This window comes from Venatorbacter sp. C2-1 (assembly GCF_022832715.1).
Taxonomy (GTDB): domain Bacteria; phylum Pseudomonadota; class Gammaproteobacteria; order Pseudomonadales; family Oceanobacteraceae; genus Venatoribacter; species Venatoribacter alkanivorans.
The window spans coordinates 507,829-533,080 of record NZ_CP094879.1; the positions used below are offsets into that span (position 1 = coordinate 507,829).

26 protein-coding genes are annotated in these 25,252 nt (G+C 52.2%); 19 read left to right on the forward strand and 7 right to left on the reverse strand.

Translation table 11 applies throughout. From position 1 onward, the window contains the following. Positions 1 to 40 precede the first annotated feature (40 nt). The 6 genes from MT343_RS02190 to MT343_RS02215 all read left to right on the forward strand — a co-directional run bounded on the left by MT343_RS02190 (position 41) and on the right by MT343_RS02215 (position 7,489). Positions 41 to 1,123, forward strand: coding sequence for a mechanosensitive ion channel family protein (locus MT343_RS02190; RefSeq protein WP_145470854.1), 1,083 nt, complete (start codon positions 41 to 43; stop codon positions 1,121 to 1,123). 175 nt (positions 1,124 to 1,298) lie between these two features. Further along, the gene (gene ahpC, locus MT343_RS02195) at positions 1,299 to 1,856 is read left to right on the forward strand and encodes an alkyl hydroperoxide reductase subunit C (protein ID WP_145470856.1); all 558 of its coding nucleotides are present in this window, start codon (positions 1,299 to 1,301) and stop codon (positions 1,854 to 1,856) included. 202 nt (positions 1,857 to 2,058) lie between these two features. Continuing rightward, positions 2,059 to 3,612 (forward strand): alkyl hydroperoxide reductase subunit F, encoded by a 1,554-nt coding sequence (gene ahpF, locus MT343_RS02200; protein ID WP_145470858.1) that lies wholly within the window; start codon positions 2,059 to 2,061, stop codon positions 3,610 to 3,612. A gap of 199 nt (positions 3,613 to 3,811) precedes the next feature. Then, positions 3,812 to 5,227 (forward strand): hypothetical protein, encoded by a 1,416-nt coding sequence (locus MT343_RS02205; RefSeq protein WP_145470860.1) that lies wholly within the window; start codon positions 3,812 to 3,814, stop codon positions 5,225 to 5,227. A gap of 100 nt (positions 5,228 to 5,327) precedes the next feature. Beyond that, a complete protein-coding gene (locus MT343_RS02210) occupies positions 5,328 to 5,864 on the forward strand; it encodes a DUF1697 domain-containing protein (RefSeq protein ID WP_145470862.1) in 537 nt (178 codons plus the stop codon). Between the two features lie 107 nt (positions 5,865 to 5,971). After that, complete coding sequence (locus tag MT343_RS02215) at positions 5,972 to 7,489, forward strand: phage tail sheath family protein (protein WP_145470864.1); 1,518 nt, start codon at positions 5,972 to 5,974, stop codon at positions 7,487 to 7,489. A 43-nt stretch (positions 7,490 to 7,532) separates the two neighbouring features. Here the strand turns inward: MT343_RS02215 and MT343_RS02220 are convergent, their stop codons facing one another. Continuing rightward, entirely contained in the window at positions 7,533 to 8,075 is a 543-nt protein-coding gene (locus MT343_RS02220) for a thioesterase family protein (protein ID WP_145470866.1), read from the reverse strand. A gap of 108 nt (positions 8,076 to 8,183) precedes the next feature. Between MT343_RS02220 and MT343_RS02225 the strand changes: the two genes are divergently transcribed. The 3 genes from MT343_RS02225 to MT343_RS19515 all read left to right on the forward strand — a co-directional run bounded on the left by MT343_RS02225 (position 8,184) and on the right by MT343_RS19515 (position 9,611). After that, positions 8,184 to 9,167, forward strand: coding sequence for a GlxA family transcriptional regulator (locus MT343_RS02225; protein WP_145470868.1), 984 nt, complete (start codon positions 8,184 to 8,186; stop codon positions 9,165 to 9,167). Positions 9,168 to 9,237: 70 nt separating this feature from the next. After that, positions 9,238 to 9,447, forward strand: coding sequence for a hypothetical protein (locus tag MT343_RS02230; RefSeq protein WP_145470949.1), 210 nt, complete (start codon positions 9,238 to 9,240; stop codon positions 9,445 to 9,447). Between the two features lie 38 nt (positions 9,448 to 9,485). Next, a complete protein-coding gene (locus MT343_RS19515) occupies positions 9,486 to 9,611 on the forward strand; it encodes a hypothetical protein (RefSeq protein ID WP_255449072.1) in 126 nt (41 codons plus the stop codon). Positions 9,612 to 9,659: 48 nt separating this feature from the next. On the opposite strand, the gene MT343_RS02235 is transcribed toward MT343_RS19515, so the two are convergent. Continuing rightward, complete coding sequence (locus MT343_RS02235) at positions 9,660 to 10,616, reverse strand: LysR family transcriptional regulator (protein ID WP_145470870.1); 957 nt, start codon at positions 10,614 to 10,616, stop codon at positions 9,660 to 9,662. A gap of 136 nt (positions 10,617 to 10,752) precedes the next feature. Here MT343_RS02235 and MT343_RS02240 point away from each other — a divergent pair, with 136 nt between their 5' ends. The 3 genes from MT343_RS02240 to MT343_RS02250 all read left to right on the forward strand — a co-directional run bounded on the left by MT343_RS02240 (position 10,753) and on the right by MT343_RS02250 (position 14,775). Then, positions 10,753 to 12,168: an acetyl-CoA carboxylase biotin carboxylase subunit gene (locus MT343_RS02240; RefSeq protein WP_145470872.1), complete on the forward strand. Its 1,416-nt coding sequence runs from the start codon at positions 10,753 to 10,755 to the stop codon at positions 12,166 to 12,168. A 19-nt stretch (positions 12,169 to 12,187) separates the two neighbouring features. Then, positions 12,188 to 13,999: a sodium-extruding oxaloacetate decarboxylase subunit alpha gene (gene oadA, locus MT343_RS02245; RefSeq protein ID WP_145470951.1), complete on the forward strand. Its 1,812-nt coding sequence runs from the start codon at positions 12,188 to 12,190 to the stop codon at positions 13,997 to 13,999. 110 nt (positions 14,000 to 14,109) lie between these two features. Continuing rightward, positions 14,110 to 14,775 carry a carbonic anhydrase gene (locus tag MT343_RS02250; RefSeq protein ID WP_145470874.1) on the forward strand — a complete coding sequence of 222 codons (666 nt, stop codon included), beginning with the start codon at positions 14,110 to 14,112 and terminating at the stop codon, positions 14,773 to 14,775. A gap of 39 nt (positions 14,776 to 14,814) precedes the next feature. On the opposite strand, the gene MT343_RS02255 is transcribed toward MT343_RS02250, so the two are convergent. The 3 genes from MT343_RS02255 to MT343_RS02265 are packed head-to-tail and all read right to left on the reverse strand — an operon-like array spanning position 14,815 to position 17,255. Further along, positions 14,815 to 15,186: a hypothetical protein gene (locus MT343_RS02255; protein WP_145470876.1), complete on the reverse strand. Its 372-nt coding sequence runs from the start codon at positions 15,184 to 15,186 to the stop codon at positions 14,815 to 14,817. 37 nt (positions 15,187 to 15,223) lie between these two features. Beyond that, entirely contained in the window at positions 15,224 to 15,844 is a 621-nt protein-coding gene (locus MT343_RS02260) for a trimeric intracellular cation channel family protein (RefSeq protein WP_145470877.1), read from the reverse strand. Positions 15,845 to 15,887: 43 nt separating this feature from the next. Beyond that, complete coding sequence (locus tag MT343_RS02265; protein WP_145470879.1) at positions 15,888 to 17,255, reverse strand: leucyl aminopeptidase family protein; 1,368 nt, start codon at positions 17,253 to 17,255, stop codon at positions 15,888 to 15,890. Positions 17,256 to 17,445: 190 nt separating this feature from the next. On the opposite strand from MT343_RS02265, the gene MT343_RS02270 reads away from it, so the two are divergent. Further along, complete coding sequence (locus MT343_RS02270; RefSeq protein WP_145470881.1) at positions 17,446 to 17,865, forward strand: YeeE/YedE family protein; 420 nt, start codon at positions 17,446 to 17,448, stop codon at positions 17,863 to 17,865. After that, positions 17,862 to 18,293: a DUF6691 family protein gene (locus MT343_RS02275; RefSeq protein WP_222428620.1), complete on the forward strand. Its 432-nt coding sequence runs from the start codon at positions 17,862 to 17,864 to the stop codon at positions 18,291 to 18,293. Before MT343_RS02270 ends, MT343_RS02275 begins: the two co-directional genes overlap by 4 nt. A gap of 5 nt (positions 18,294 to 18,298) precedes the next feature. On the opposite strand, the gene MT343_RS02280 is transcribed toward MT343_RS02275, so the two are convergent. After that, positions 18,299 to 18,550, reverse strand: coding sequence for a hypothetical protein (locus MT343_RS02280; protein WP_145470883.1), 252 nt, complete (start codon positions 18,548 to 18,550; stop codon positions 18,299 to 18,301). 166 nt (positions 18,551 to 18,716) lie between these two features. Here MT343_RS02280 and MT343_RS02285 point away from each other — a divergent pair, with 166 nt between their 5' ends. From MT343_RS02285 to MT343_RS02305, 5 genes are read left to right on the forward strand one after another with little or no spacing between them, the layout of a single operon-like run. Then, positions 18,717 to 19,292, forward strand: a complete 576-nt coding sequence (locus MT343_RS02285) for a hypothetical protein (protein WP_145470885.1) — start codon at positions 18,717 to 18,719, stop codon at positions 19,290 to 19,292. Beyond that, on the forward strand, positions 19,289 to 19,963 hold the full coding sequence (locus tag MT343_RS02290) for a response regulator transcription factor (protein WP_145470887.1): 675 nt from the start codon (positions 19,289 to 19,291) through the stop codon (positions 19,961 to 19,963). The genes MT343_RS02285 and MT343_RS02290 overlap by 4 nt, the downstream gene beginning before the upstream one ends. Then, on the forward strand, positions 19,963 to 21,312 hold the full coding sequence (locus MT343_RS02295) for an ATP-binding protein (RefSeq protein WP_145470889.1): 1,350 nt from the start codon (positions 19,963 to 19,965) through the stop codon (positions 21,310 to 21,312). Before MT343_RS02290 ends, MT343_RS02295 begins: the two co-directional genes overlap by 1 nt. A gap of 7 nt (positions 21,313 to 21,319) precedes the next feature. Then, positions 21,320 to 21,679, forward strand: coding sequence for a Bor family protein (locus MT343_RS02300; protein ID WP_186436032.1), 360 nt, complete (start codon positions 21,320 to 21,322; stop codon positions 21,677 to 21,679). Beyond that, the gene (locus MT343_RS02305; RefSeq protein WP_145470893.1) at positions 21,672 to 22,064 is read left to right on the forward strand and encodes a hypothetical protein; all 393 of its coding nucleotides are present in this window, start codon (positions 21,672 to 21,674) and stop codon (positions 22,062 to 22,064) included. Before MT343_RS02300 ends, MT343_RS02305 begins: the two co-directional genes overlap by 8 nt. A 72-nt stretch (positions 22,065 to 22,136) precedes the next feature. Here the strand turns inward: MT343_RS02305 and MT343_RS02310 are convergent, their stop codons facing one another. Further along, complete coding sequence (locus tag MT343_RS02310) at positions 22,137 to 25,112, reverse strand: hypothetical protein (protein ID WP_145470894.1); 2,976 nt, start codon at positions 25,110 to 25,112, stop codon at positions 22,137 to 22,139. Positions 25,113 to 25,252 lie beyond the last annotated feature (140 nt).

The window sequence follows — 25,252 nt, forward strand, 5'->3', positions numbered from 1 at the left end:
TCTGCGCAAAATTCCCTTCTGAATAAATGGAGTCTTCTGCGTGGAGTGGTGGAACGAATTAATTTCACAGAATTATGACTGGTTCTGGGATGTCAGCATTGCCCTGAGTATCACGCTGATTGCCGGTGCGGCGTGGCGCTTTACCCGCAAGCGTCTGGTTAAGCTGGCGCTGGCGACCAAGAACCGCTGGGACGATATTGTGCTGGAGGCCATTGGCGTCCCCATCAGCTGGATTATTTTTGCCATTGGTGCGACCTGGATTGCCGACATCACCGCAGGTCATTTTTCTTCTGAAATTATTTCCAGTATTCCGGTGGTGCGTCAGCTGGCGCTGATTATTCTCACCGCCTGGGCGCTGTGGCGTCTGATTAACCGCGTGGAAGAACGGCAGATTGTGAATGGCATTGATCCGACCACGGTACAGCTGGTGGGTAAGGTGGCCAAACTCAGCGTTACCATTCTGATTATTCTGCCGATTTTTCAGCTGTTGGGCATATCCATTTCCGGCATCCTCGCCTTTGGTGGTGTCGGTGGTCTGATCGTCGGTATGGCCGCCAAAGATCTGCTGGCCAACTTCTTTGGCTCGCTGATTATTTATCTCGACCGCCCGTTCAAAGTCGGTGACTGGGTGCGTTCGCCGGACCGCAGCATCGAAGGAACTGTAGAGCATATCGGCTTTCGCGTGACCCGTATCCGCACCTTTGATAAGCGTCCGCTGTATGTGCCGAACTCGGTGTTTACCAATATCTCGGTGGAAAACCCATCGCGCATGACCAACCGCCGTATCTACGAAACCATTGGTATCCGCTATCAGGATTCACGTCATCTGCCAGCGATTATGGAAGGCGTGCGTGCCATGCTGCGCGAACATCCGGAAATTGATAATAACCAGACCATGATCGTGAACTTCAACAGCTTTGGTGAATCCAGTCTGGATTTCTTTATCTACACCTTCACCAAAACCACCGATTGGGTAAGGTTCCACGAGATCAAGCAGGATGTACTGCTGAAAGTACTGAATATCATCCACGAGAAGGGTGGCGACTGCGCCTTCCCGACCCGCACACTGCATGTCGATTCTTTACCACCGCAACTGGCGGGTACGGCCCCGGCCCAGCGCTGACAAGGCTCAGGCTCTGCCCTGTAACCCAGGGCAGAGCACTTATTCTCCGGACTGTTAGTCAAACGGTTCAATAGCTATACCTAATAGCCTTCTTTGAAAAGATCAATTTAACTAATTAGAAGCATGTCCCTACTATAGGTCCTGTTCCCAACACAAACCTATGGAGCAAGACCACATGATCAACACTGAAATTAAACCATTTGCAGCAACCGCTTTTAAACAGGGCGAGTTCGTAGAAATCACTGAAGCTGATGTTAAAGGCAAGTGGGCAGTATTCTTCTTCTACCCAGCCGACTTCACTTTCGTATGCCCGACCGAACTGGGCGACCTGGCTGACAAATACGAAGAACTGCAGAAGCTGGGCGTAGAAGTATTCTCTGTGTCTACCGACACTCACTTCTGCCACAAAGCATGGCACGACAGCTCTGAAACCATCGGTAAGATCAACTACTACATGGTTGGTGACCAGACCGGCACCATCACCAACAACTTCGGTGTAATGCGTGAAGGTCAGGGCCTGGCAGACCGCGCTACTTTCCTGGTTGATCCACAGGGCGTTATCCAGGCCATGGAAATCACTGCTGAAGGTATCGGCCGTGATGCAGACGACCTGATGCGTAAAGTAAAAGCTGCTCAGTACGTTGCTGCTCACCCAGGTGAAGTGTGCCCGGCTAAGTGGAAAGAAGGTGAAGCGACTTTGGCTCCATCCCTAGATCTGGTCGGCAAGATCTGATTTGGCTTTCCCGGAGAGCGAATCGCGACGTAGTTCTCTTGCGCTTCATCTCTCCGGCTTTGCCAAATGCTTCGGGTGAGTCAACGCTTCGACCAGCCTGCAGTAAATTCCACAGGCCTTGCCAAATAACCTGAAGTAATTGCAATACCCGGCTCCGGTTTTCCGGAGCCGTTTTAAAAATCTTCAATCGGACGGTATTTCCATGCTTGATGCAAATATGAAACAACAATTAGGCACCTACCTGAACAATCTGCGTAATCCGATTGAACTGCAGGTGTCTGTTAATGATTCGCCAAAATCCAAAGAACTGGAAACTCTGGCGCGTGAAATCGCAGAACTGAATGATCAGATTTCCCTGACGGTGACCAACGAAAAAATCGGTGGCCGTTCTCCGGTAATGACCATTGCCAAAGCGGGCAGCGAAGCCCGTGTGGCCTTTGCCGGTGTGCCAATGGGCCACGAGTTTACCTCGCTGGTGCTGGCTTTATTACAGGCGGGCAGTCACCCGTCGAAAGAAGATCAGGCATTGCAGGATCAGGCAAAATCCCTGACGCGCACCCTGAATTTTGAAGTCTATGTATCGTTGTCGTGCCACAACTGTCCTGATGTTGTACAGGCGGTGAATTTAATGGCCGCGCTGAATCCGAACGTTACCGCCACCATGATCGACGGCGGCGTATTTCCGGACGAAGTGAAAGAACGCAATATTATGGCGGTTCCTTCGCTGTACCTGAACGGTGAAGTGCTGGCCAACGGTAAAATGACGCTGGCAGAAATCCTCAATAAAGTGGATGACGACGCCGATGCCAAAGCCGCGGCGGCAATGGCCGATAAAGATCCGTTTGATGTGCTGGTGGTGGGCGGTGGCCCGGCGGGTGCTTCAGCTGCCATTTACGCGGCGCGTAAAGGTATCCGTACCGGTCTGGTGGCGGAGCGTTTTGGCGGTCAGGTATCTGATACCGTTGGCATCGAAAACTTTATTTCTGTGCCTTACACCGAAGGTCCGAAGCTGGTTGCGCATCTGGAAGAACACGTTAAAGAATACGACGTGGATGTGATGAAAACCCAGAAAGCCGTTGCGGTACGCAAAACCGATTCTGGCTTAACCGAAGTCGAACTGGCCAACGGTGCGGTACTGGCGGGTAAGTCGGTGATTCTCGCGACCGGTGCGCGCTGGAGAGAAATGAACGTACCCGGCGAGCAGGAATACAAAGCCAAAGGCGTATGCTTCTGCCCGCACTGTGATGGCCCGTTATTTAAAGGTAAGCGTGTTGCGGTGATCGGTGGTGGTAACTCCGGTATTGAAGCCGCTATTGATCTGGCCGGACTTGTTGAGCACGTCACCGTACTGGAATTCTCTGATGTACTGCGTGCCGATGCGGTGCTGGTGAAAAAAGCCGAAGCTACCGCCAATATCGACATTATTAAAATGGCGATGACCACTGAAGTGATTGGCGACGGTGAGCGGGTAACAGCGATTAAATACCAGGATCGTAATACCGGCGAAAGCCATGTGATCGAACTGGCGGGTATTTTCGTACAGATTGGTCTGGTGCCGAATACCGAATTCCTGAAAGGAACGGTCGAGCTGACTGAGCGTGGCGAGATTATTATCGACGGCCATGGCCAGACGAATGTACCGGGCGTATTCGCCGCCGGCGATTGCACCAACGTGGCGTACAAGCAGATTATTATTTCGATGGGCGCGGGGGCAACCGCTGCTCTGGGTTCCTTCGATTACTTAATCCGCAACTGAGCGACCGCATAATTTAAAAATTCAGCACCCTGAATGCTTGTTGGGAACAGACAAGCAGCCCGCGGCCCGGAAGCAATGATTGCTTCCGGGCCGTTTTTTGTTGCTGCTGTTCTCCGGAAATGGATTTTATTTTTCAGGCATACGCGTTATGTTGGTTCTGTCTGATATTCGATTGGGATGAAATACACAGGGAGGTTCTATGGTTACACGCAATCTCAGCGGCGTTTCACCACAACTGTTGGCTATTGTATTTCTGATTGCTGCACTGCGCCCAGCGGGTTTACTGGCTGCTGAAGCGCCAGGCCAGGAAGGCAGTAATCCTGCGGCACCTGCCGCAGAAAACTGCAATAAAAATCTGATTATGAAACAGTTAATCTCAGTTCAGTTAACTGACGACCTGAGCAGAGATGCGGGAAAAACCGAGGCATTCAACTACTTCTTTACTGGCAATCAACTGACAGAAGACTGGAAGGGGTCAATTACTGCTTGGCAGGAGACTCCGAAGGTAGTCGGTACGTGTCTGAACAATGAAGACTATCTCAGTGTTGTGGATATTCTGGATTATGTGCGGAAAATCAAGGCAATAAGTGCGGTTGCTATCACGCACGAAGGAGCGCCGGAGCTTCTGGCTGCTCAGCTTAAAGTCATAGTTGATCATGTCTGGCGGAATACTTTCTCGGCACTGGCGGTTGCAGGGCAAGCGGGTAATTATATGACTGCTCAGGAGTTCTCTGAGCTGCTCAATATGGTACCGGCCAATCAGGCAAAGCAGTATGAAGAGAAAAATGAAGCCTGGTTTGCCGCTGTATCTAAACTGGCTTCTTATGAAGCCAGGCAGCGTTTACAGGCTAAACGTAAGCAACTGGACAGTCTTTTACAGAAGCAGTTATACAGCATACTGACACCTACGGATGAGATCTCACTGAAAGAATTACTGCAGGATCAGGAGGTTATCAGCAGTGATGTCATTGATATTCCGTTATCGGGTTATAAAGATTACCCTCTGGTTGTCAGTCGTTTTACCCTGGGAGCTGTTTTTACCTCGACAGAGAAACTGGCCGGTGAAGCAAACCCGACCGCGGGCTACCTTTACTACCGTCAGCCGAACAGCAGTGACCTGAGCGGATATCATTTTGGTAATGAATTGCTGCTGACATCAATTAAAACCAGCGAAGAAAATACCAGTTATTCATTGCGTATGGGTCAACTTGTTTACCGGGCTTTGGGAAGCAGTCAGGCTGGTAATCAGCAGAATAATCTGACACATGGTATTGCCCTGGATCTTGGCGGTTATGTTTATGAAAATGAAGATGATTCTCTGGTTTATCTGGCGGAGGCTTATCTGGGTTATCGTGCTGCCTATTCACCGGAGCAATATACAGAACTCATGATTGGGCAATGCCGGCGTCTGGCGAGCGATGGACCAAAGTGCTATCCCAGAGTAAAAGCAAATCTTAAAATAGTGGTTCCGGGTTTTAACGAGCAAGATAAAACCCAGCTGGGTCTGGAGTTGAGTTATAAAACTACGGAAGACGATGTTCTGGGAAATTCAGTCAGCTTTACCGTCCGTTATAACACCAGCTTCGGTGATTTATACCAGTCGCTGTCTCGCTAAAACAAGGGCTGGTTTTTCTGGAAAACCAGCCCTTTTCTGATCATATTCAATGTCGCCATTATCAGATATATGAGTGGGAAATTAACAGGAATGGATACGGATGACCCCTTGTGTTGCGCTGTTACGCGGAATTAATGTCGGCGGCAAAAATATTCTGTCGATGAAGGATTTGGTCGTGGTGTTTGAACAAGCCGGATATCAGCAGGTTAAAACCTATATTCAGAGCGGTAATGTTGTTTTTCAGAGCGCTGCACAACCTGTGGCGGCAGACAGTACGCGGCTGCGCAGTCTGATTGCTGCTCAGCATGGATTTGAGGTGGACGTTCTGTTGCTGAGTGCAGCTGAGTTACAAGCAGTTATCGCGGCCAACCCTTATCCGGTGGATGATGGCAAAGTGCTGCACTTCTTCTTTCTGGCTGCACAGCCAAAGACCGTAGACTCAGAACGCCTTCAGGCTCTGAGTAAGGCATCGGAATCTTTTCAGTTGGCTGACGGCGTATTTTATCTGTATGCGCCAGAAGGTATTGGCCGTTCAAAACTGGCGGCAGGTGTGGAAAAAGTTCTTGGGGTTCCTGTAACCGCCAGAAACTGGAACACCGTCAGCAAGTTAGAAAGCCTGCTGAACGCTGTGGACTAACTCCGTTAACATTCAGGTATGCCAGAACGCGGGAACTTTCCTTGACCCTCTGGCTGGTTCAGGCATGCTCAGTCATTCACGGACAGACAGCAGCGCACGGAGCCACTATGACCACAACAGTCAAAACCCCGGGTGTTTATATCAATGAGATAAACACCTTTCCTGATTCGGTTGTGCCCAGTGCAACCGCTATTCCTGCGTTTATCGGTTATACGCCTGCGGCACAATTAAGCGGTCAGTCACTGCTGAATAAAGCGGTGCTTGTACAATCTTACGAAGAATTTGTCTCCCGCTTTATACATCCGGATGCACTCCAGCCGGTGCAGTATTACCCACAGGGCGGAGATGATAATTACGAACTTCTGCCCGATCCGGCAACGGTGTATTACCTGTGTAACAGTATGCGGCTGTTTTTCGAAAACGGTGGTGGCAGTGCTTATGTTGTATCGGTCGGAAATTACGGTAAGCCGAGCGGAAACCCATTAAGCAGCGCGCAGGCAGCGATTATTAATCCGAATATTCTGTTGGCTGATCTGCTGCGTGGACTGCAGGTTCTGGCAGAAGAATCAGAGCCGACGCTGTACCTGTGTCCGGACGCAACACTGTTGTCGGTGGCAGAAAATGCAACACTGATGCAGGCCATGCTGTTGCAGGCTGAACAGCTGGAGTATCCGTTCTGTCTGTTCGATGTCATTGGCGGGCGCAATCCTGACCCGCTGTTATACAGCGAAGATATCCGGAATTTTCGCGAAAGCACGGGCAGCAACGGGCTGAAAAATGCTGCCTGCTATTATCCGTTTATCGGCACCACGATGGTGGGAAGTAACGAGCTGAATTACACCAATCTGTTTGGCGGTAATCTGCATAAACTGGCGGCGTTTCTTCATGCCGAGTCTGATGGTACATCGGCAGTCAGCCGCATTCTGGCGGATATCGCAGCCTTATCAGAGCCATCAGCAGCGCAGATCCGTCAGCACGATATGGCATTACGGAATGCCAGTAAGCGTTATAACAGCTTGCAGCAAAGACTGAATACCGAGGTCAATATTTTGCCGGTCAGTGCGGCGATGGCTGGCATTTATGTGATTAATGATAGTAACGAGGGCGTATGGCGTGCACCAGCTAATGTCAGCATCGTTGGCGCAGCTGCGTTACCTATCCGCTTATCAGATCATCAACAGGCTGAGCTGAATATTGATGAAGCTTCCGGCAAATCCATTAACGCCATCCGTTTTTTTAATGGCCAGGGCATTCTTGTCTGGGGCGCCCGCACGCTGGATGGTAACAGTCAGGACTGGCGTTATATTCCGGTGCGGCGCACGGCGCTTTTTCTTGAACGTTCAATTCAGGAGGGTATGAAGCGTTATATTTTTGCTGCCAACGATGCCAACACCTGGAATGCTGTAAAAGCCATGATTGAGAATTTTCTCACCAATATCTGGAAAGAAGGTGGTCTGCAGGGCGCTTCTGCCAGTGATGCATTTTCGGTTACGGTGGGATTGGGCAGTAGCATGACCAGTGACGACATTCTGAATGGCTGGCTGCGGGTCAGTGTAAAGGTTGCGATTGTTCGTCCTGCTGAATTTATTGTGCTGAACTTTGAGCAGCAGCAGGAAAATTCCTGATGCTGCCGGAAACGCTGACTGGCCGGTAATCCGGCCAGATTGTTCAGCAGAGCTCTTCGTCGCGCAGCTGGGAGCTCATTCCGTCGCAACTTTCTGACCATGCGCTGAGCCAGTCTGGCAGCGGTGGTGATTGCGGATCAAGATTCATTCCGGCGATAAACTCCTGCGGATCGACCAATCCTTTTGCCGAACGGAACAGGCCACGCATCATCACCACGCCAATAACCCGTTCTTTGCGCATAAAACGGTGTTCAACAAAGACCCATTTATCATCCCAGCCGAGCATACGGCTGTGAATTTCAAAGGCTTCAAACAGCCGCAGCTCACGGCGGAATTTCCCCCAGACATCACCCACAACCGGAAACGCTTTATGGCGCAGAGCCACTTTGTAGGCGCCGCTGCGTAATACGTAATCCATACGCCCGACATCGGCCATGGTGAAGTAACGGCCATTGGTTACATGGCGGTTAAAATCCAGATCCAGTGGCCATACGCGCATTTTCACCACCGTGGTGTCCAGGCCGCCGACCGGCTTGCGCCACGGGCGGCGCAGCAGCATAAGTAACAATCGAAACCAGAGATTCATCTTTATTTTCCTGACTGCTTAAACAGGCGGGCAGTCTAAGGCTTGCGGTTCCGACGTTGTATATGCATAAATGACTTGTTCCATGCGATATCTGCAAGTGAGGGCATTATGCACGTTACTTTGTTGCTGGCTGACCAGTGTTCTGCGGCCAGTGCGACCATGGCGCAGGAGATTTTTTACGCCGCCAATCTGTTTGCCGGTCAGGAGAAGCCGCTGTTTGAGCTGCGTAGGGTGTCGCTGGATGGTTTGCCGGTAGCAGCGTCAGCCGGTCAGCAGCTGAGCGTGGACGGTGGGGTCGCCGATATCCGCCAGACCGATCTGATTGTGATTCCGGGTTTTCTCTTCAGTCTGCAGCAGGCAATGCCGGAATTTGGCCGTTACCGGGCCTGGCTGAGAGAGCGTTACCACCAGGGGGCGACGATTGCCACCATGTGTAATGCAACATTTTTACTGGCCGAAAGCGGTCTTGCCGATGGTATGCGGGTGACGACTCACTGGGCTTTCGCCGGGCTGTTCCGGCGCAGCTTCCCGCAGGTCCGGCTGGATGAGCAGCAAATGTTATGTGAAGACGGCCAGCTGATCAGCAGTGGCGGAGCGACGGCAGTGCTGGATCTGCTGCTGCACCTTATACGCCGTTTTGCTTCATTAGAGCTGGCACAAACCTGCAGCCGTTATTTGCTGATTGATAATGTCCGCAGCGTACAAAGCCCCTATGCCTTATGGGCCGCGCCGAAAAATCACACTGATCAGGATATTCTGAAGGTACAGAACTGGCTGGATGAACACTTTGCCGGAGCGCTGGTCATCGATGAACTGGCCAGCCGTTTCGGCTTTGGTGTGCGTAACTTTAAGCGGCGTTTTAAAGAGGCGACGGGGCAGGCGCCGCTGGCTTATCTGCAGGCGCTGCGCATAGAAAAAGCCAAGCAGCTGATTGAGTCGACCCGCATGACCATTGACAGCATTACGCTGGCAGTCGGTTATGAAGACAGTAATTCATTCCGCCGTCTTTTCCGTCAGCGGGTGGGTTTATCGCCGGCGGCTTATCGTAAACAGTTTCAGCCAAAGTCCAGAGCGGAGTCGTCTGCAGAGTAATTAACGTATTGCATAATGATATACAATGTATATCATGAAGTTCTCTTCATCTTATTGGGCTTCAGGCGTCGTGGATAAGGCAAAGGCTTCAGCCAAAACTGGCCGTAGTAAAAAGGCCAAAGCTGTAAAGAATGATGCACAGCTGCTTATCCGTATTAATGGCGAAGAGCGGGAGCAGTTTCTTGCTCTGTGCGAAGAGCTGGACACCAGTGCAGCCCGTGAAATCCGGCGATTTATCCGCGGTTTTATCCGGAAAAATCAGCAGACTGAAGAGTCATAGTGCTTAATGCACCCATCGGAATAAAGAAGGAATTTGTTATGTCTAAGAAAATATCCAAGAAAGTCGTCAGCCTGAAAAAAGAGATCAAAGCGCGTAAGGCCAAGATCTCCAAGCAGGAAAGCAAACTGAAAGTGCTGAAGAAAAAGCTGAAAAAAGCCGCTTAACAGCTGGCTGGTATAAAAAACGACACCTGCGGGTGTCGTTTTTTTTGGTCAGGACTTCAACTGTGGGTTACGTAAAAATACCTGCTCGAACTGTTTAATATTCTGCTGAATATAATCAATAAAAGCCTTCATGGCCGGGGTCGGATGTTTGGCCTGCGGATACACCACACACCAGCTGCGGCGCAGTGGAAAGCCCGGAATATCCAACACCCGCAGCGTCCCCAGCTGCAGTTCCGGCAGGATGCTGAGCTTAGGCAGCACGGCCACGCCAAGGCCGGCAATCACGGCGTGTTTAACGGCGTCGTTCGAGCCGATTTCCATGCTGGGTTTCACCCGCAGGCGTTGTTGCTGGCAGTGTACTTCCAGCGCCAGGCGGCTGCCGGAACCCGCCTCGCGCATCAGCAGGTTGCTGTCGAGGAAGTCCTGCGGGCTGACTGCTTCCTGCAGTAACAGCGGATGTCCGGCCGGCACCACCGGTACCAGCTCATTATTCAGAAACGGCAGTGATGCCAGCGGTTTCTCGCTTGGCACCATGCCCATAATCACCAGATCGTCACGGTTATCGTTCAGGCGCTGAATCGCTGCGGCGCGGTTCACCACGCTGACGCTGACGTTGATCTGTGGGTAAAGATTAAGGAAAGCGCGCAGCAGATACGGCACAACATATTGCGCCGTATTCACCGCCACCAGTTTCAGCTCACCAGCCACTTTACCGTCCAGCTCGGCCAGATCGGTCTGCAACCGGCGCAGTTCACCGAAAATACCATCCACGCTCTGGGCCAGCTTCTCTCCGGCCGCTGCCACAAATAAACGGCGGCCGACGTATTCGAATAAGGGCATTTCCAATGCCTGCTCCAGCTGGCGCATTTGGCTGCTGACCGCCGGCTGGGTCAGGCCGAGCAGCTCGCCCGCCTTACTGTAACTTTCCAGCTCATATACTGCGTGGAATACCTGCAACTGGCGAAAAGTCAGGCGGCTGGCTAATTTTTGTACGCTGAGTGGCATGTTATGTTGCTCGCTGGTCTTTATCTATAAGTAATACCTTATAGGTTGGGTAAAAAATATCAATTTTTGCTTTGGTCTGGTGTTGTCTAAGCTGATCTGACCCTTTCACTCAGGGACTACGAACGAGGAGTTCCCCATGCTGAAGAAAGTTCTTATTGCTAACCGCGGCGAGATTGCCGTCCGTATCGTGCGCGCCTGCGCCGAGATGGGCATCCGCTCGGTGGCTATCTATACCGAACCGGACCGCTATGCGCTGCATGTTAAGCGTGCGGACGAAGCTTATATGCTGGGTGAAGATCCGCTGGCCGGTTACCTCGATCCGCTGCGCATTGTGAATCTGGCATTGGAAACCGGCTGCGATGCCATTCATCCGGGCTACGGCTTTTTGTCAGAGAACGCTGAGTTCGCCCGCCTGTGTGAACAGAAAGGAGTCACCTTTATCGGGCCGAAGTCGGATGTTATCCACAAAATGGGCGATAAAACCCAGGCCCGTGATTCCATGCGCGCCGCTGGCGTACCTATTACTCCGGGTTCTGACGGTAATCTGGCCGATCTGGACGAGGCGCTGAAACTGGCCGCCGAGATTGGTTATCCGGTGATGCTGAAAGCCACTTCCGGTGGTGGTGGTCGCGGTATCCGCCGTTGTGATTCTGCCGACGAATTAAAATCCCAGTACCCGCGGGTTATTTCCGAAGCCACCAAAGCCTTCGGTTCGGCCGATGTGTTTATGGAAAAGTGCATCGTAAACCCGCGTCATATCGAAGTGCAGATTCTGGCCGACAGTCAGGGCAATGTGGTGCATCTGTATGAGCGTGACTGCTCTATTCAGCGCCGTAACCAGAAGCTGATCGAGATTGCGCCAAGCCCGCAATTAACACCGGAGCAGCGCCAGTATATTGGTGGGCTGGCGGTGAAAGCGGCCGCAGCCGTCGGTTATGAAAATGCCGGTACGGTCGAATTCCTGCTGACCGGCAATGAAGTGTACTTCATGGAAATGAATACCCGTGTTCAGGTCGAGCACACCATTACCGAGCAGATCACCGGGGTGGATATTGTGCGTGAGCAGCTGCGCATTGCCGCTGGCCTGCCGCTCAGTTATCGCCAGGAAGATATTGCCTATCGCGGTTTTGCCCTGCAGTTCCGTATTAATGCCGAAGACCCGAAAAACGATTTCCTGCCAAGCTTCGGCCGTATTTCTCACTATTACGCGCCGGGTGGTCCGGGTGTGCGGGTCGATACGGCAATTTATACCGGCTATGAAATTCCGCCTTATTACGACTCCATGTGTTTAAAACTGGTGGTCTGGGCGCTGACCTGGGAAGAAGTGATTGCCCGTGGGCAGCGCGCACTGGATGACATGCGTCTGCACGGTATTAAAACCACTGCGCACTATTACCAGCAGATTCTCAGTAACGCCGATTTTAAACGGGCGGAATTCGACACCAGCTTTGTGCCGACCCATCCGGAATTATTGAATTATTCAGAAAAACGTCACCCCAGCGAAGTTGCGCTGGCCATTGCCGCAGCCATTGCCGCACACGCCGGCTGGTAATCCGCAGGAGGAATGAATGATGAGTAACGTGAAAAAGATTGAAGTCACCGATGTGGTTCTGCGTGATGCACACCAGTCGCTGATTGCGACCCGTATGCGCACCGAAGACATGCTGCCGATCTGCGACAAGCTGGATAAAGTCGGCTACTGGTCGCTGGAAGTCTGGGGCGGCGCCACCTTTGATGCCTGTGTGCGTTTCCTTAAAGAAGACCCGTGGGAGCGTCTGCGTCAGCTGAAAAAAGCGCTGCCCAATACCCGTTTGCAAATGCTGCTGCGTGGTCAGAATCTGCTCGGTTACCGCCATTACGCCGACGACGTGGTGGAAGCCTTTGTGCAGAAAGCGGCTGATAACGGCATTGATGTATTCCGTGTATTTGATGCGCTGAACGATCTGCGTAACATCGAAACCGCAATGAAAGCGGTTAAAAAAGCCGGTAAACATGCGCAGGGCACCATCTGCTACACCACCAGTCCGGTGCATACGCCAGCGCTCTTTGTTGAACAGGCCAAGGCGATGCAGGCCATGGGCGCCGACTCTATTGCCATTAAAGATATGGCGGGTCTGCTCACACCATACGGCACTTATGAGCTGGTAAAAGCGATTAAAGCCGAAGTGGATTTACCGCTGGTTATTCACAGTCATTCAACGGCAGGTCTGGCGCCGCTGTGTCAGCTGAAAGCGATAGAAGCCGGTGCCGACCGTATCGATACAGCGATTTCTTCCTTTGCCTCAGGTACCAGTCATCCGGCGACCGAGTCGCAGGTTGCTGCGTTAAAAGGCACAGGCTACGACACCGGTCTGGACCTGGAATTACTGGGTGAAATTGCCGATTACTTCCGCGAAGTGCGGAAAAAATACCACCAGTTTGAAAGTGAATTTACCCGCGAAGATGTTTCCGTGCAGATTAATCAGGTGCCGGGCGGCATGATGTCCAACCTGGCGAATCAGCTGAAAGAACAGAACGCGCTGGATAAAATCCGTGAGGTGTTTGCCGAAATTCCACGGGTACGTGAAGACCTTGGTTTTCCTCCGCTGGTAACGCCAACATCACAGATTGTTGGTACCCAGGCGGTATACAACGTGCTGGCGGGTCAGCGTTATAAAACCATCACCAACGAAGTTAAGCGTTACCTGCAGGGTGGCTATGGTGCAGCACCGGCGCCGGTGAATGCTGAGCTGCAGAAAAAAGCCATTGGTAATGAGAGTGTTAATGATGGTCGTCCGGCGGATTTATTAAGCCCGGAAATGAATAAACTGCGTGATGACATTGGTGCTCTGGCACAAAGCGAAGAAGATGTGCTGACCTTCGCCATGTTCCCGGATCTGGGCCGTGAATTTCTGCAGCAGCGTGCTGATGGCACCCTGAAACCGGAAGAACTGCTGCCACCGGACCAGAAAGGCAAAGGCCGTATGGGCGAAGCGATGGCAACTGAATTCCGTATCGACGTACACGGCGAAAGCTATGAAGTGGCTATTACCGGTGTCGGCGACTCCGGTGTCGGTAAACGCAAGCTGTACCTGTCGCTGGACGGTATGCCGGAAGAAGTAATTTTTGAATCGCTGAACGAATACGTCGCCGAAGGCAGCAGCAATCATGGCCGTAAGCGTGCCACACAGCCGGGTCATGTTACCGCAGCAATGCCGGGCAATATCGTCGATGTGCTGGTGAAAGAAGGTGATAAAGTCGAAGCCGGCCAGTCGGTGTTGATTGCCGAAGCGATGAAAATGGAAACCGAAGTTCACGCCAATATCGCCGGTACCGTACAGGCGGTTTATGTGAGCAAGGGAGACCGGGTAACGCCGGGTGAGGTATTAATCGAAATCGGTTGATACCGGGGAGGATTGTTGTGTCGTCAGCGGCACAACAGTCCGCTGAGAAAATCATGTTTCTTACGGAGGGAATACCGTATTCTTAGCGCCGTTGATAAGGGGAGATTGCAGTGGAAAAACTGATACGTGGTGTACTGAATTTTAAACAGAATGTGTATCCGCAACAGAAAGACCTGTTCGGCACGCTGGCTGACGATGGCCAGAATCCGGACGTACTCTTTATTACCTGTTCGGACTCCCGTATCGATCCGAATATGGTTACCGGCTCAGCCCCTGGTGATCTCTTTATCTGCCGTAATGCCGGTAATATTATTCCCCCACACTCTAACGAAACCGGTGGCATGACCGCATCTATTGAGTATGCCGTTGCGGTATTAGGCGTACGCCATATTATTGTGTGCGGACATACCGATTGTGGTGCGATTAAAGGCGCTCTGGATATGACCAAGCTGAAGGGGCTGCCGCACGTTAAAGAGTGGTTAGGTCATTGCCGTTCCGCGATGGAAATCGTGCGCGAACGTAATGGGATTCCATCGGATATGTGTCTGGGTCATGAGCACCTGAACGAAGCGATTGAAGAGAACGTTTTGCAGCAGGTTCAGCATTTACGTACCCATCCAGTGGTGGCCGCCAAGCTGTCGACACAGAAAGTACATATTCACGGCTGGGTGTATGACATTAAAAGCGGTGGCATTCGTTGCTGCAGCCATAACAGCGACACCTTTAACGATTTCTCGGCTCATTATGCCGATATTATTGCGAGCGTCGGCGAATAATCGTCCGGGCCGGTTTCTTCACCGGCCCTGATTCTGCAATCAGCAGGTCCAATAAATTTTATTCTTCAGATCAACGACCGCCGGACCATCGCTGCAACCGCCAACATCCTTTGCCTCTTTATCCTTCGGTTCATAGATAATAATCCAATGACCGGAGCGGGCATGCCAGTACAGCTCTCCCTCATCAATTAATCCCAACGGAAATACGCCGTCACTATCGTTGTTGGTCAGAGAGATTCTTCCCTGTTTTATTTCGGTATCCAGATTGATGCCCTGCATCTGTGGGTGCTCGGCGTAGCGTTGCTGAAATACATACTGACCATCGGCCAGCGGTAATTCTGGTGCTGCGTACGCTGTGCCAAGGGTCAGGCTGGTTAACAGCAACAGGGTGTGTGTCAGAGTGGGGGTCATGTTCATTCCTTTGAATTTACAGGGTACTGTGCGGACGTTATTTCTCTTTATAGCGTGGCAAAACCAGATTCCAGCGGATGGCGCTGAGGCGCAGCAGAAAAATAAAAATACCGGCAACCAGGGCAGCGGCGCCGATATTTATATCGTTATGAATCAGCAAAATATACAGCAGGGAGCCGCTCCAGGCGGCGGTCGCATACCACTGCCCCTGAAATACCAGCGGGTCCTGATTGAGCAGTATGTCCCGCAGAATCCCACCGGCAACACCGGTAATAACCCCCATAAACGAAGCGACCAGCATATCGGCACCAACACCCAGGGCAGCCTGAGTGCCGGCCACCGTATATAAACCTAATGCCGCAGCATCCGGCAGTACAAACCAGCGGCCGGACAATTTAATCCAGCGTGCGAGAAAAAAAGTGGCCAGTGCACCAAACCAGGTAAAAATCAGATAGCTGGAATCCGCTACCCAGAATACGGTGCGGTCGAGCAGGGTATCGCGCAGGGTGCCGCCACCGAGGGCGGCACAAAACGCGATAATCATAATACCGAACAGATCAAACTGTTTGCTGCGCGCATCCAGCACACCGGCGGAGGCCGACAGAATCGAAGCAAACATGGTTGACCAGTACATCACTTCAGCGGTGCTCAGAACCATCGTGATCGCCCGGCATTAAGTAATATTAAAAAAACAGCAGCGCTTATTGCGCTGCATAACGGTTCTGCAGATAAGCGAAAACGGCACGCATACCCATGGCTTCACCACCCACCGGACGGCCCGGTAATTTACGGCGGTTCCAGGCCATTACGTCAAAATGCACCCAGGGCGTGTTATCAACAAAATGCTCCAGGTACAGCGCGGCGGTAATCGCGCCACCAAAGGGCCCGGGTACAGAGTTCACCAGATCGGCGATATCGCTTTTCAGTGAATCGCGGTAAGCCTGATGCAGGGGCAGGTGCCAGACCGGATCGGTAATGCGCTGACCGACCTGCATTAAATCAGAAGCGAGCTGCATCTGATTGGTAAAGAAACCCGGTAATTCAGTACCCAGCGCGACCCGGCAGGCGCCGGTGAGCGTGGCGAAATCGATGACCAGATCCGGTGACTCACTGACCGCTTCGGTTAATGCATCGCACAGAACCAGACGGCCTTCGGCGTCTGTGTTGTCAATTTCAACGGTTGAGCCTTTGCGCGTATTCAGTACATCACCGGGACGGAAACTGTCAGCGCTGACGGCATTTTCAACCGCCGGAACCAGCACGCGCAAACGCACCGGCAGCTGTTGCGCCATAATCAGGTAAGCAAGACCAACCACATGGGCAGCACCACCCATATCTTTCTTCATGGTGCGCATGGCATCGGCAGGTTTTAAATCCAGACCGCCGCTGTCAAAGCACACACCTTTACCCACCAGAGTGACCAGCGGATGTTTTTCATCGCCCCAGCGCAGATCAAGCAGGCGTGGAGCATGGGCACTGGCGCGCCCGACCGCATGAATCATCGGATAATTTTCGCTCAGCAGATCATCGCCGACAATCTGAGAAAACTGTGCGCCAAACTCCTGCGCCAGATTTTCCAGAGTAGCTGCCAGATGCTGCGGCATCATATCGGCGGCAGGAGTATTGACCAGATCACGCACATGACGGGTTGCGCTGACCAGCTGCTGGGCGTACGCCAGTGCGCCGCTGTCGGCCAGTAATAAACGCGCCTGTGGCTTACCCGGTTTTACATAGCGCTCAAACCGGTAGGCGCCAGCGCCCCAGGCAAAGGCAATGCTGATTAACTGATCGGTATCGCTGATATTGTCGATCACGTAATCCGCTGCGGGCAGCAGGTTGGCCAGCTCGCCACAGGCAAACATATCGTCGAGGTTATCGCAGACAAAGAGCGCGCTTTGCAGGGAGCCATTGGCTGCCGGTAATAACTGTACTCCCTTGCCGCTGTAGCCGCAGGCATCCAGCCAGGCTTTAACGCTGTCAGCCTGTTGTTCGAGCCAGCGCGGAAAATCGCTGCTTTCAAGAATGGTAAGAGGGATACCCTGCTGGCCTGCGGCTAAAACATCAGACATGGAAACTCCGGACTACTGAAAATAATGTTCACAGTATAGGTAATTCCCGCAAATTACAGAATGGGCGGCACCAGCGACCTTGGTGGTGAATATCAGCTTGCTGTGCGCGGAAGCGCCAGCAGACGCGCCGGCAGACGTAACCCGGCACATGGATTAGAATACCCCACGGTTTTATTCAGGTATCTCTTCTATGAACGAATTTATTCCGGAGCTGATCGGCGGCACGCTGATTGGTCTGGCGGCAAGTCTGTTGTGGCTGGGCATTGGCCGTATCAGTGGTATGACCGGGGTGTTATCCAGTCTGTTTTTGCTGCGCGAAAAACAGCGCTACTGGGCACTCTGGTTTCTGGCCGGACTGGTGCTGGCTTACCCTTTATATCTGGCTTTGGGTTACAGCGCGGCTATCGTCGTCACCAATAATACGCTGTTGCTGGGCAGTGCCGGTCTGCTGGTCGGATTCGGCACTTATATCGGCAATGGCTGTACCAGTGGTCATGGTGTGTGCGGTATGGGGCGGTTATCGCTGCGTTCTGCGGTGGCCACCGTCACTTTTATGGTTGCGGGTGTGGCTACTGTTGCGGTTATGAATCTGGCCGGAGGTATTTTATGAACGCACGCCTGCTGGGTCCGCTGGTGGCTTTGGCCAGTGGTCTGATTTTTGGGCTGGGGCTGCTGATTTCCGGAATGAATAATCCGGCGAAAGTGAGGGCATTTCTCGATGTTTTTGCTGCCTGGGACCCATCGCTGATCGCGGTTATGGGATCGGCCATTCCGGTGTTTGCGCTGTTTTTCTATTTCAGTAAGCGCCGCAAAACGCCGTTCTGCGCCACGGCTTTTCATGAGCCTAAGCTGACACGTATTGATCTGCGTCTGCTGGCCGGAGCGCTGCTGTTTGGTATTGGCTGGGGCCTGGTTGGTCTTTGTCCGGGACCGGCGCTGGTGAACCTGCTCGCATTTGAGCCGGGTGTGCTGATCTTTGTGCTGGCCTTGTTAGCCGGCAACCGTATTGCACACTGGCTGGTAGGGCCTGTGCGATAACAGAGTCAGGCGGCTTTGTCGGTACACATCATACCGTCACACAGAGCGGCAGAGCCGGCAATACTGCCGGCATCGTCTTCTGAGCTGATGCGTAACGGTTCGACAACTGCGCTGTTGTTTTTCGCCTGACGGTTGCTGGCCATGGTTTCGCTAAACTGACGGGTGATGCCGGGCAGCAGGTCGAAATAGGCGGTAAAGTGGCGCTGTGGCTGTTGCTCTTGTTGTGCTTCTGCACTGGATTCCTGTGGAAATTCCATCTGAGTATCTTCCATTCTGGTTATTGAATCTGCACTGTAACGGACTGAGTCTGAACCTGAGCTGAATTTCCCGTTCAGCTGGCGTCGTTATTTATTCAGCTTTGGTTCACCTGCAGCGGGTATCCTGTTTAAATTGCCCGAATACTGATGTACAGGTACCCCACTCTTGATCCTCACTTTCATGTCGCTGCAATCTGTATTCAGTGCCCGGATGGCATCGCCTGCGTTGTCCCGGTCTGCTGATCGCCGTGCGCTGCGGTTGCTGTTATGCCTGCTGCTACAGGCGCTGGCATGGCCGGTGCTGGCCGGGCAGGATGACAAGCCGGGAGAAGAATCCGACTGGGTAGAGGAAACCATCAACCCTAAAACCGAATGGGTTGAAGAGGTGTTTACCCCATTTAACCGCTGGGTTGAGCGTAAAATTCAGGGCAAACCCGCTAAATCAGAACCGCCGGCGGTACCACCACCGGATGTGTTCTCACACCGGGTCAACCCTCCGGCAAATGCTATTTCGCCACAGGAAGCCGGGCGCTTATTGCGTTTGCTGTATCCGGGAGAAATCCTGCGTATTCACTTTGAGCCAGGCCCACCACCTTATTACCTGATCAAGCTGCTTGGCAGTAAGGGCAATATTGCCAGTTACTATATGCACGCAATTGATGGCACGCTGCTCGACACTATTCCCCCTGCAGCTGATACCGTCCCGGCGCGGCAGAACGAAGCACAAGGAGAACAGCGATGAAAATCCTGATTGTGGAAGACGATGCAAATCTGCGCAGCCAGCTGGCCGAAGGTCTGGATAAAGCCGGATTTCAGTGCCAGTTGGCAGCCGATGGGTTGGAAGGTTATTTTCAGGCCAGCGAATATCCATACGATATGGCCATTATTGATCTGGGCCTGCCCAAAATTGATGGCATCGAGTTGATTCGTCGTCTGCGTAAAGATGGCTGTGCTTTTCCGCTGCTGATTCTGACAGCCAGAGGCGGCTGGAAAGCCAAGGTAGAAGGGCTGGAAGCCGGAGCGGATGACTATCTGGAAAAGCCCTTTCATATCGAAGAATTAATTGCGCGTAGCCGGGCGTTATTGCGCCGTATTACCGGCCACAGTGCCGTACTCAAAGCAGGCCCGCTGGAACTGGATGTGCAGAGTCAGCAGGTTTTGCTGGCAGGAGCCCGTCTGGAACTGACCGCATTTGAATACAAAATTCTGGAATATATGCTGCGTCACAGCAGTGAGGTTATTTCCAAAAATACTCTCACCGATTATCTGTATGCGCAGGATTTTGACCGTGACAGTAATGTGATTGAAGTACTGATTGGCCGGCTGCGTAAAAAGCTGGCTCAGGCGGATGGCTTCAGTCCGATTGTTACCCTGCGGGGGCGGGGTTATCAGTTTATAGCGGAAAACGGTTAATGCTGAATTCGCTGCGTGCCCGGCTGATGTTATTGACAACATTATTGTTGGCAGTATTAATGCTGGGTATTGGCGTATGGCTTTATCAGTCGTTTTATTACGCGCAGGTTAATGGTCTGCAGGAGCGTTTGCGCCTGCACAGCTATTCACTGCTGGCTTTGGCTGATTATCGCTCGGGCAAACTCTGGGTTCCTGATTACCTGCCGGAAGAACGCTTTAATCATACCGGCTCCGGTTTGTACGCTCAGATTCTGGATGCCTCTGATCAGATTGTCTGGCGCTCATTGTCCGCCAAAGAGTTACCACCGGTGAGCGGCAGCAACGCCGCGCCTGGGGAGTGGCGTTACAGCTTTGCACGCATGCAGGGCGAAGAATATATGATTGCCCGACTGGGGGTTAACTGGGGAAATGCCGGTAATAATAATCCGCAGTTTAATCTGCTGATGATCGAGAATCTGCATGATTTTAACCGGCAGCTGATCGACTACCGCAACAGTATGGATTATGCGTTGCTGACATTTGCGTTACTGCTGATCGTTATGCAGCTGCTGATTCTGCGCTGGGGGTTGGCACCGTTACGTCGTGTCAGTCATGATCTGGAAAAACTGCAGCGCGGTGAGCAGGCTGATTTAACGGGTGAGTATCCGCGTGAACTGCAGCCACTGACCACCAACCTGAATCAGTTGCTGCAGAGTGAACGGGCACAGCGTGAACGTTACCGTAATATGCTGGCTGATTTATCACACAGTCTGAAAACGCCACTGGCGGTGATGAGTGGCATGGTACATCAGCCGCAGATCAGTGATGATGACCGGCAGGAGCTGGAGCGGCAGATTAATACGATGAGCGAGCGCATCCGGTTTCAGTTGCAGCGCGCGGTCAGCCAGGCACAAAGTTTCAGTCTGCAGAAAGTAGCGGTAAAACCGGTGGCAGAATCGCTGCTGGGTGTTATGAAAAAAGTGTATGCCGATAAACATCTGACGTTACAGCTGGTTGCTGATGACGATGTATTCTTTCTGGGTGATGATAACGACCTGACCGAGATTATCGGTAATCTGCTGGATAATGCCTGTAAATATGGTCGCCGGCAGGTGCTGATCAGTGCGCATAATACTTTATCCGGCTGGCAGCTTTGTGTTGAAGATGACGGCCCGGGGGTTGCCGAAGAGCAACATGAGCATGTTCTGCAACGTGGTGTGCGCCTGGATACCATGACCGCGGGGCAGGGACTTGGGCTGGCACTGGTCAGTGATATTCTGGCATTGTATGACGCCCGCCTCAGTATTCGCGAGTCGCTGTTGGGCGGAGCCTGTTTTATTCTGGAGTTTGAAAATCAGGGAGCTCTCTGAGGTGTCGATGAACAAGGGATTAATCCGATGCAGCGTATTACGCAATATCAGCGTAATGCGTTTGTCTGTGCTGGCAGGATTGCTGTTTTTGACAGCCTGCTCCAGTGTCACTATTCGTCCTTATGGCGGCGAAAAAGACACATCACCACCGGATTATCAGTCGAGCAAAACATTTTATCTGGCCGGGATTATTGGCGAACACGAAGTGAACACCAGTGTTATTTGTGGTGAACGGCGGGTTATGCAGATGCAGGCAATTACCAGCTTATCGGACTGGCTGCAGAGCGTACTGACACTACTGATTTATACGCCGCGTACGGCCAAGGTATGGTGTGATCATCCGGCACAGGAGACGCAGAATGACTGAATGGAAAATTGTCAGAACTGCAGCCGTTATTGCCTGCACACTGCTGTCAGCCTGCAGCACAATTCATTTTACCCATGACCTGAGCAGCAACCGTCAGCCGGCAGAACCTCTGCGCATCAAATGGCATGACACAACCATCGACGGCATGATTGAAATCAGCCCACCGGTGAATCTCTACCGTGAATGCCATGGCAAGCCCTGGAGTAAAGTAACGGTGGAGTACACCTTTGCCAATGGTCTGACCACTGCCCTGATCAGCGGCACCTTGGTCAGCGTGGCACCCGTTTTTAATTTGGTCAGTGTGTATTCCCCATGGTCGGTACAGACCTACTGTTCTGTCTCTGTCAGCGATCTGCAGGCTGCTGCAGTCAGCAACAGTGACTGATATGTTTATCGCAGCACCGGAGTGCTGCGATGTTTGCCGCGTATTAACAGCGGCTCTTTGTTGGATAATTCCTCAGAACTGGTAATTCACCTGCAGGTAAGTCCGGTCACCGCCTTCGTCTTTATCAAAGCCGTAGGCGTAACCCAGACGTACCGGCAGCGCAAAACCATACATCACAACAACTTCTGTCATCAGCTCCACACCGGCACTGGTAAGATAATGCGAGCGCCCACCTTCCTGCCAGGCGGCACCATGATCGGCAAAAATATTGGCATTAATACCGCCAAGGCCGATGGGGAGTAAGTTCCAGCCACGTTCAACGTTCAGCAGTGGAAAACGGTACTCAAGACTGTTGGTCTGAATGCGGTTACCTTGCTGCACATTTTCTTTATAGCCACGCAATGCCCATTGATCACGGCCAAATAATGACTGCTCCAGAACACCTTCTTCGCCGCCCAGCTCAAAAGGTTCCGGTTGTTCGAAACCATAAGCGCCGCTGCTGTGCAGAGCCAGTACCTGATTGCCGGGTAAATCAATAAAATGACTGATGCTGGCATTAATGATGTCGCCATTGTAGTCGCTGTCGAGATAGTCATTGGATTCCCACAACAGGGTTGCCTGGGTTCCCCAACTGACCGAAATCGACTGGCTGTACATTTCGCGGTTATCAAAATCCAGACGGGCACCGACCACTGAATTATGTAAGCTGTTTTCCTCGCGCAATAAATCATCGGCCGGAATATCGTACTCGTGGCTGCGGTTAATACCGGCGCTTAACTGCAGTTTATTTTCCAGAAAATCGACGATATTCGTGCGCGCGAGTTCTACCGTGTCTTCGCGGCGGATGCGTTGCAATCTGTCGTTGTTGTCGAGGTAGTAACTATGGTTGCGCTGTGCCAGTAGCTGCCACTGGTTATTGTAGGAATACATCAGGTTGCCACTCGCGATGTCGTTTTCGGTATCGACAAACAGAGTGCTGCTGTAATTATGCCGCCCGAGGGCATCCTGCCCGGAAGTGCTCAGTCCGATGGCATTATATTCTTCGTTGCCCGAATACACCGGCAGCCACTGCTGTGGCATCAGGCTCGACCATGGGCTGTATTCTTCGGCTTCGCTATGTGTCTGTGGCTGATTATATAAGGGGGCATAATCGTACTGGCTCTGCAGCTCAGATAACGGCAATACCGCCAGCGGTTTACGTTCGGAAGCCGGCAGGCGTACGTGGCTGAAGCCACGGGCCTGATAACTCTGGAAATAAATATCATCGCCCACCAGAACCGGTTGCACTGCACCGCCTAATAAATGGGTTAGCTGGGACACCTCTCCGCTGGCCAGATTCAGACTGAAAATATTATAGGTAGCCGTCGCGCTGGCCAGATCAACACCTTTAACGTTGCTGTAATCGGCGCTGAAAATAATATGCTGATCGTCGTGGCTGAAATTCGGACTGCTTTCATTGGCGCGGGTATTGGTCAGCGGCAACCATTGTGGTTGCTCAGTCTGCATATTCAGTAATTCAAGGTTCCAGCCCTGTTGCTTGCGTTTAATGCTGGCAACGATTTTTTTCCCGTCGTGGGATATGGCGTAATCGCTGATAACATCATCCAGCGATCCCTGCCACAGAGTGCGGATAAAGTGCCCGTTCTTATTCAGCATATCCAGCTGGCTGACACCGGCCTGAATACGTTTGGCAATTAAATAGGGTTGTTGTGGGTCGGCTGCGTTTGGCATCCAGCGTACGGCACGATAGCGCTGATCGCTGGTCAGGCGTTGCTCGCCACCGTCACGCATAATAAAAATATCACTCCAGCCGCGCAGGTCGGCACGGTCGGTAATACGGGTATAGGCAATATCCCCCCGGGGACTGACATCCAGGCTGAGCATGCCGGTGGTTTGCAGTAATACTTCGCTGACCGGATTTTCGGCTGTGTTGCTGGCAGAGCGGACCTTGACCAGACTGTTACGGTCTTTACCGTTTTCACGCAGGTAATAATAATTTTTACCATCGCTGGCAGCAGCATCGATGGATAAACCTTCGTTGCTGATAGCCTGTACCGGGGTGTCAGCTGTCTTTTTCAGCTCGGTAATTTGTGGGGCAAAACGCTGCTGCAGCCAGACTTTAAACTCCTGCCATAACACCTCATGGCTTTTGCCGAAGACTTTACGCGCTTCGTAATTCTGCAAAAAGAACGGAATAATATTGCGCGAGTATTCACTCAGGTAATCACGGATTTTGTCATCACCGTAGGTGTCGGCGATAAACTGCCAGTAGTAGTAACCGTACAGGTAATGCTTACCCAGCGGCCAGTCACGCAGGGTAACCACTGCCTGAGATAAATCGTCGATACCATTAATGACCTCCATACGCATCATCATGTCGTAGGTCGTGCTCTGGCCACGGCCATAACCCTGAGCTGCGCTGGTTTCTTTGTAGACTGCCAGGCCTTCAATGATAAAACCCGGCGTGTAGGCATGAGGAAAGGTCAGCGGATTACGTCCCAGAATTTTACGGATGAAAGCCGGAATGCCGCGCGCCATATCAACATGAATGATATGCGTCAGCTCGTGGGTGATCAGCAGATTCAGCCAGTCGTCATAGGCTTCCAGCGTGCTGTTGCCATCGGGCGGACTTAAAAACAGCCGGATCTGATTAAAAGGCTCCGGATGTGCCCAGCCGTTGGAAAAATCAAAGTCGTCGGTCAGTACCACATGAACGCGGTCTTTGGGCGTCCAGTCAAAATCCTGCGTCAGTTCGCTCCAGGCCCGCTCGGCAATCACAGCGGCCCGTTCGGCTTGTGCTTTATGGGCCGGAATAAAATGAAAGTAAAAGTGGTCGCTGCTGAACGTTTGCCATTCCATACCGGGCAGGTCCGGGCTGACCGCCAGTGGGTTTTCGGCATGCGCGGCCGGAGTCAGAACCATGGCCGGGCCGGCCAGCAGCAGGCTGATGGCGCTGGCCAGTAACAGCTTTCGGCTCTTCAGGGTCCGTGCCGGCGGCAGAAGTGCATCAGAATGGGATATCAATAAGGTAGGGTGTGGATACGTCATACCGCAATCTCCGTTAAAAACCGCGGCAGTATAGGAATTGGCCACTGAACCCGTGGTGAACCACTGGGCGCTGAATGATTCAGTCGCGGTTCAGCTATAACGGTGGATGTGGTGGATTGTGCAAAGATTGATCCGTCGTC

Bases quoted from the DNA above. Each gene is read 5' to 3' on its own strand.
- ahpC (WP_145470856.1), top strand. From the start codon at position 1,299: ATGATCAACACTGAAATTAAACCATTTGCAGCAACCGCTTTTAAACAG.
- ahpF (WP_145470858.1), top strand. From the start codon at position 2,059: ATGCTTGATGCAAATATGAAACAACAATTAGGCACCTACCTGAACAAT.
- MT343_RS02205 (WP_145470860.1), top strand. From the start codon at position 3,812: ATGGTTACACGCAATCTCAGCGGCGTTTCACCACAACTGTTGGCTATT.
- MT343_RS02210 (WP_145470862.1), top strand. From the start codon at position 5,328: ATGACCCCTTGTGTTGCGCTGTTACGCGGAATTAATGTCGGCGGCAAA.
- MT343_RS02215 (WP_145470864.1), top strand. From the start codon at position 5,972: ATGACCACAACAGTCAAAACCCCGGGTGTTTATATCAATGAGATAAAC.
- MT343_RS02220 (WP_145470866.1), bottom strand. From the start codon at position 8,075: ATGAATCTCTGGTTTCGATTGTTACTTATGCTGCTGCGCCGCCCGTGG.
- MT343_RS02225 (WP_145470868.1), top strand. From the start codon at position 8,184: ATGCACGTTACTTTGTTGCTGGCTGACCAGTGTTCTGCGGCCAGTGCG.
- MT343_RS19515 (WP_255449072.1), top strand. From the start codon at position 9,486: ATGTCTAAGAAAATATCCAAGAAAGTCGTCAGCCTGAAAAAAGAGATC.
- MT343_RS02235 (WP_145470870.1), bottom strand. From the start codon at position 10,616: ATGCCACTCAGCGTACAAAAATTAGCCAGCCGCCTGACTTTTCGCCAG.
- MT343_RS02240 (WP_145470872.1), top strand. From the start codon at position 10,753: ATGCTGAAGAAAGTTCTTATTGCTAACCGCGGCGAGATTGCCGTCCGT.
- oadA (WP_145470951.1), top strand. From the start codon at position 12,188: ATGAGTAACGTGAAAAAGATTGAAGTCACCGATGTGGTTCTGCGTGAT.
- MT343_RS02255 (WP_145470876.1), bottom strand. From the start codon at position 15,186: ATGACCCCCACTCTGACACACACCCTGTTGCTGTTAACCAGCCTGACC.
- MT343_RS02260 (WP_145470877.1), bottom strand. From the start codon at position 15,844: ATGGTTCTGAGCACCGCTGAAGTGATGTACTGGTCAACCATGTTTGCT.
- MT343_RS02265 (WP_145470879.1), bottom strand. From the start codon at position 17,255: ATGTCTGATGTTTTAGCCGCAGGCCAGCAGGGTATCCCTCTTACCATT.
- MT343_RS02270 (WP_145470881.1), top strand. From the start codon at position 17,446: ATGAACGAATTTATTCCGGAGCTGATCGGCGGCACGCTGATTGGTCTG.
- MT343_RS02275 (WP_222428620.1), top strand. From the start codon at position 17,862: ATGAACGCACGCCTGCTGGGTCCGCTGGTGGCTTTGGCCAGTGGTCTG.
- MT343_RS02280 (WP_145470883.1), bottom strand. From the start codon at position 18,550: ATGGAATTTCCACAGGAATCCAGTGCAGAAGCACAACAAGAGCAACAG.
- MT343_RS02290 (WP_145470887.1), top strand. From the start codon at position 19,289: ATGAAAATCCTGATTGTGGAAGACGATGCAAATCTGCGCAGCCAGCTG.
- MT343_RS02295 (WP_145470889.1), top strand. From the start codon at position 19,963: ATGCTGAATTCGCTGCGTGCCCGGCTGATGTTATTGACAACATTATTG.
- MT343_RS02300 (WP_186436032.1), top strand. From the start codon at position 21,320: ATGAACAAGGGATTAATCCGATGCAGCGTATTACGCAATATCAGCGTA.
- MT343_RS02305 (WP_145470893.1), top strand. From the start codon at position 21,672: ATGACTGAATGGAAAATTGTCAGAACTGCAGCCGTTATTGCCTGCACA.
- MT343_RS02310 (WP_145470894.1), bottom strand. From the start codon at position 25,112: ATGACGTATCCACACCCTACCTTATTGATATCCCATTCTGATGCACTT.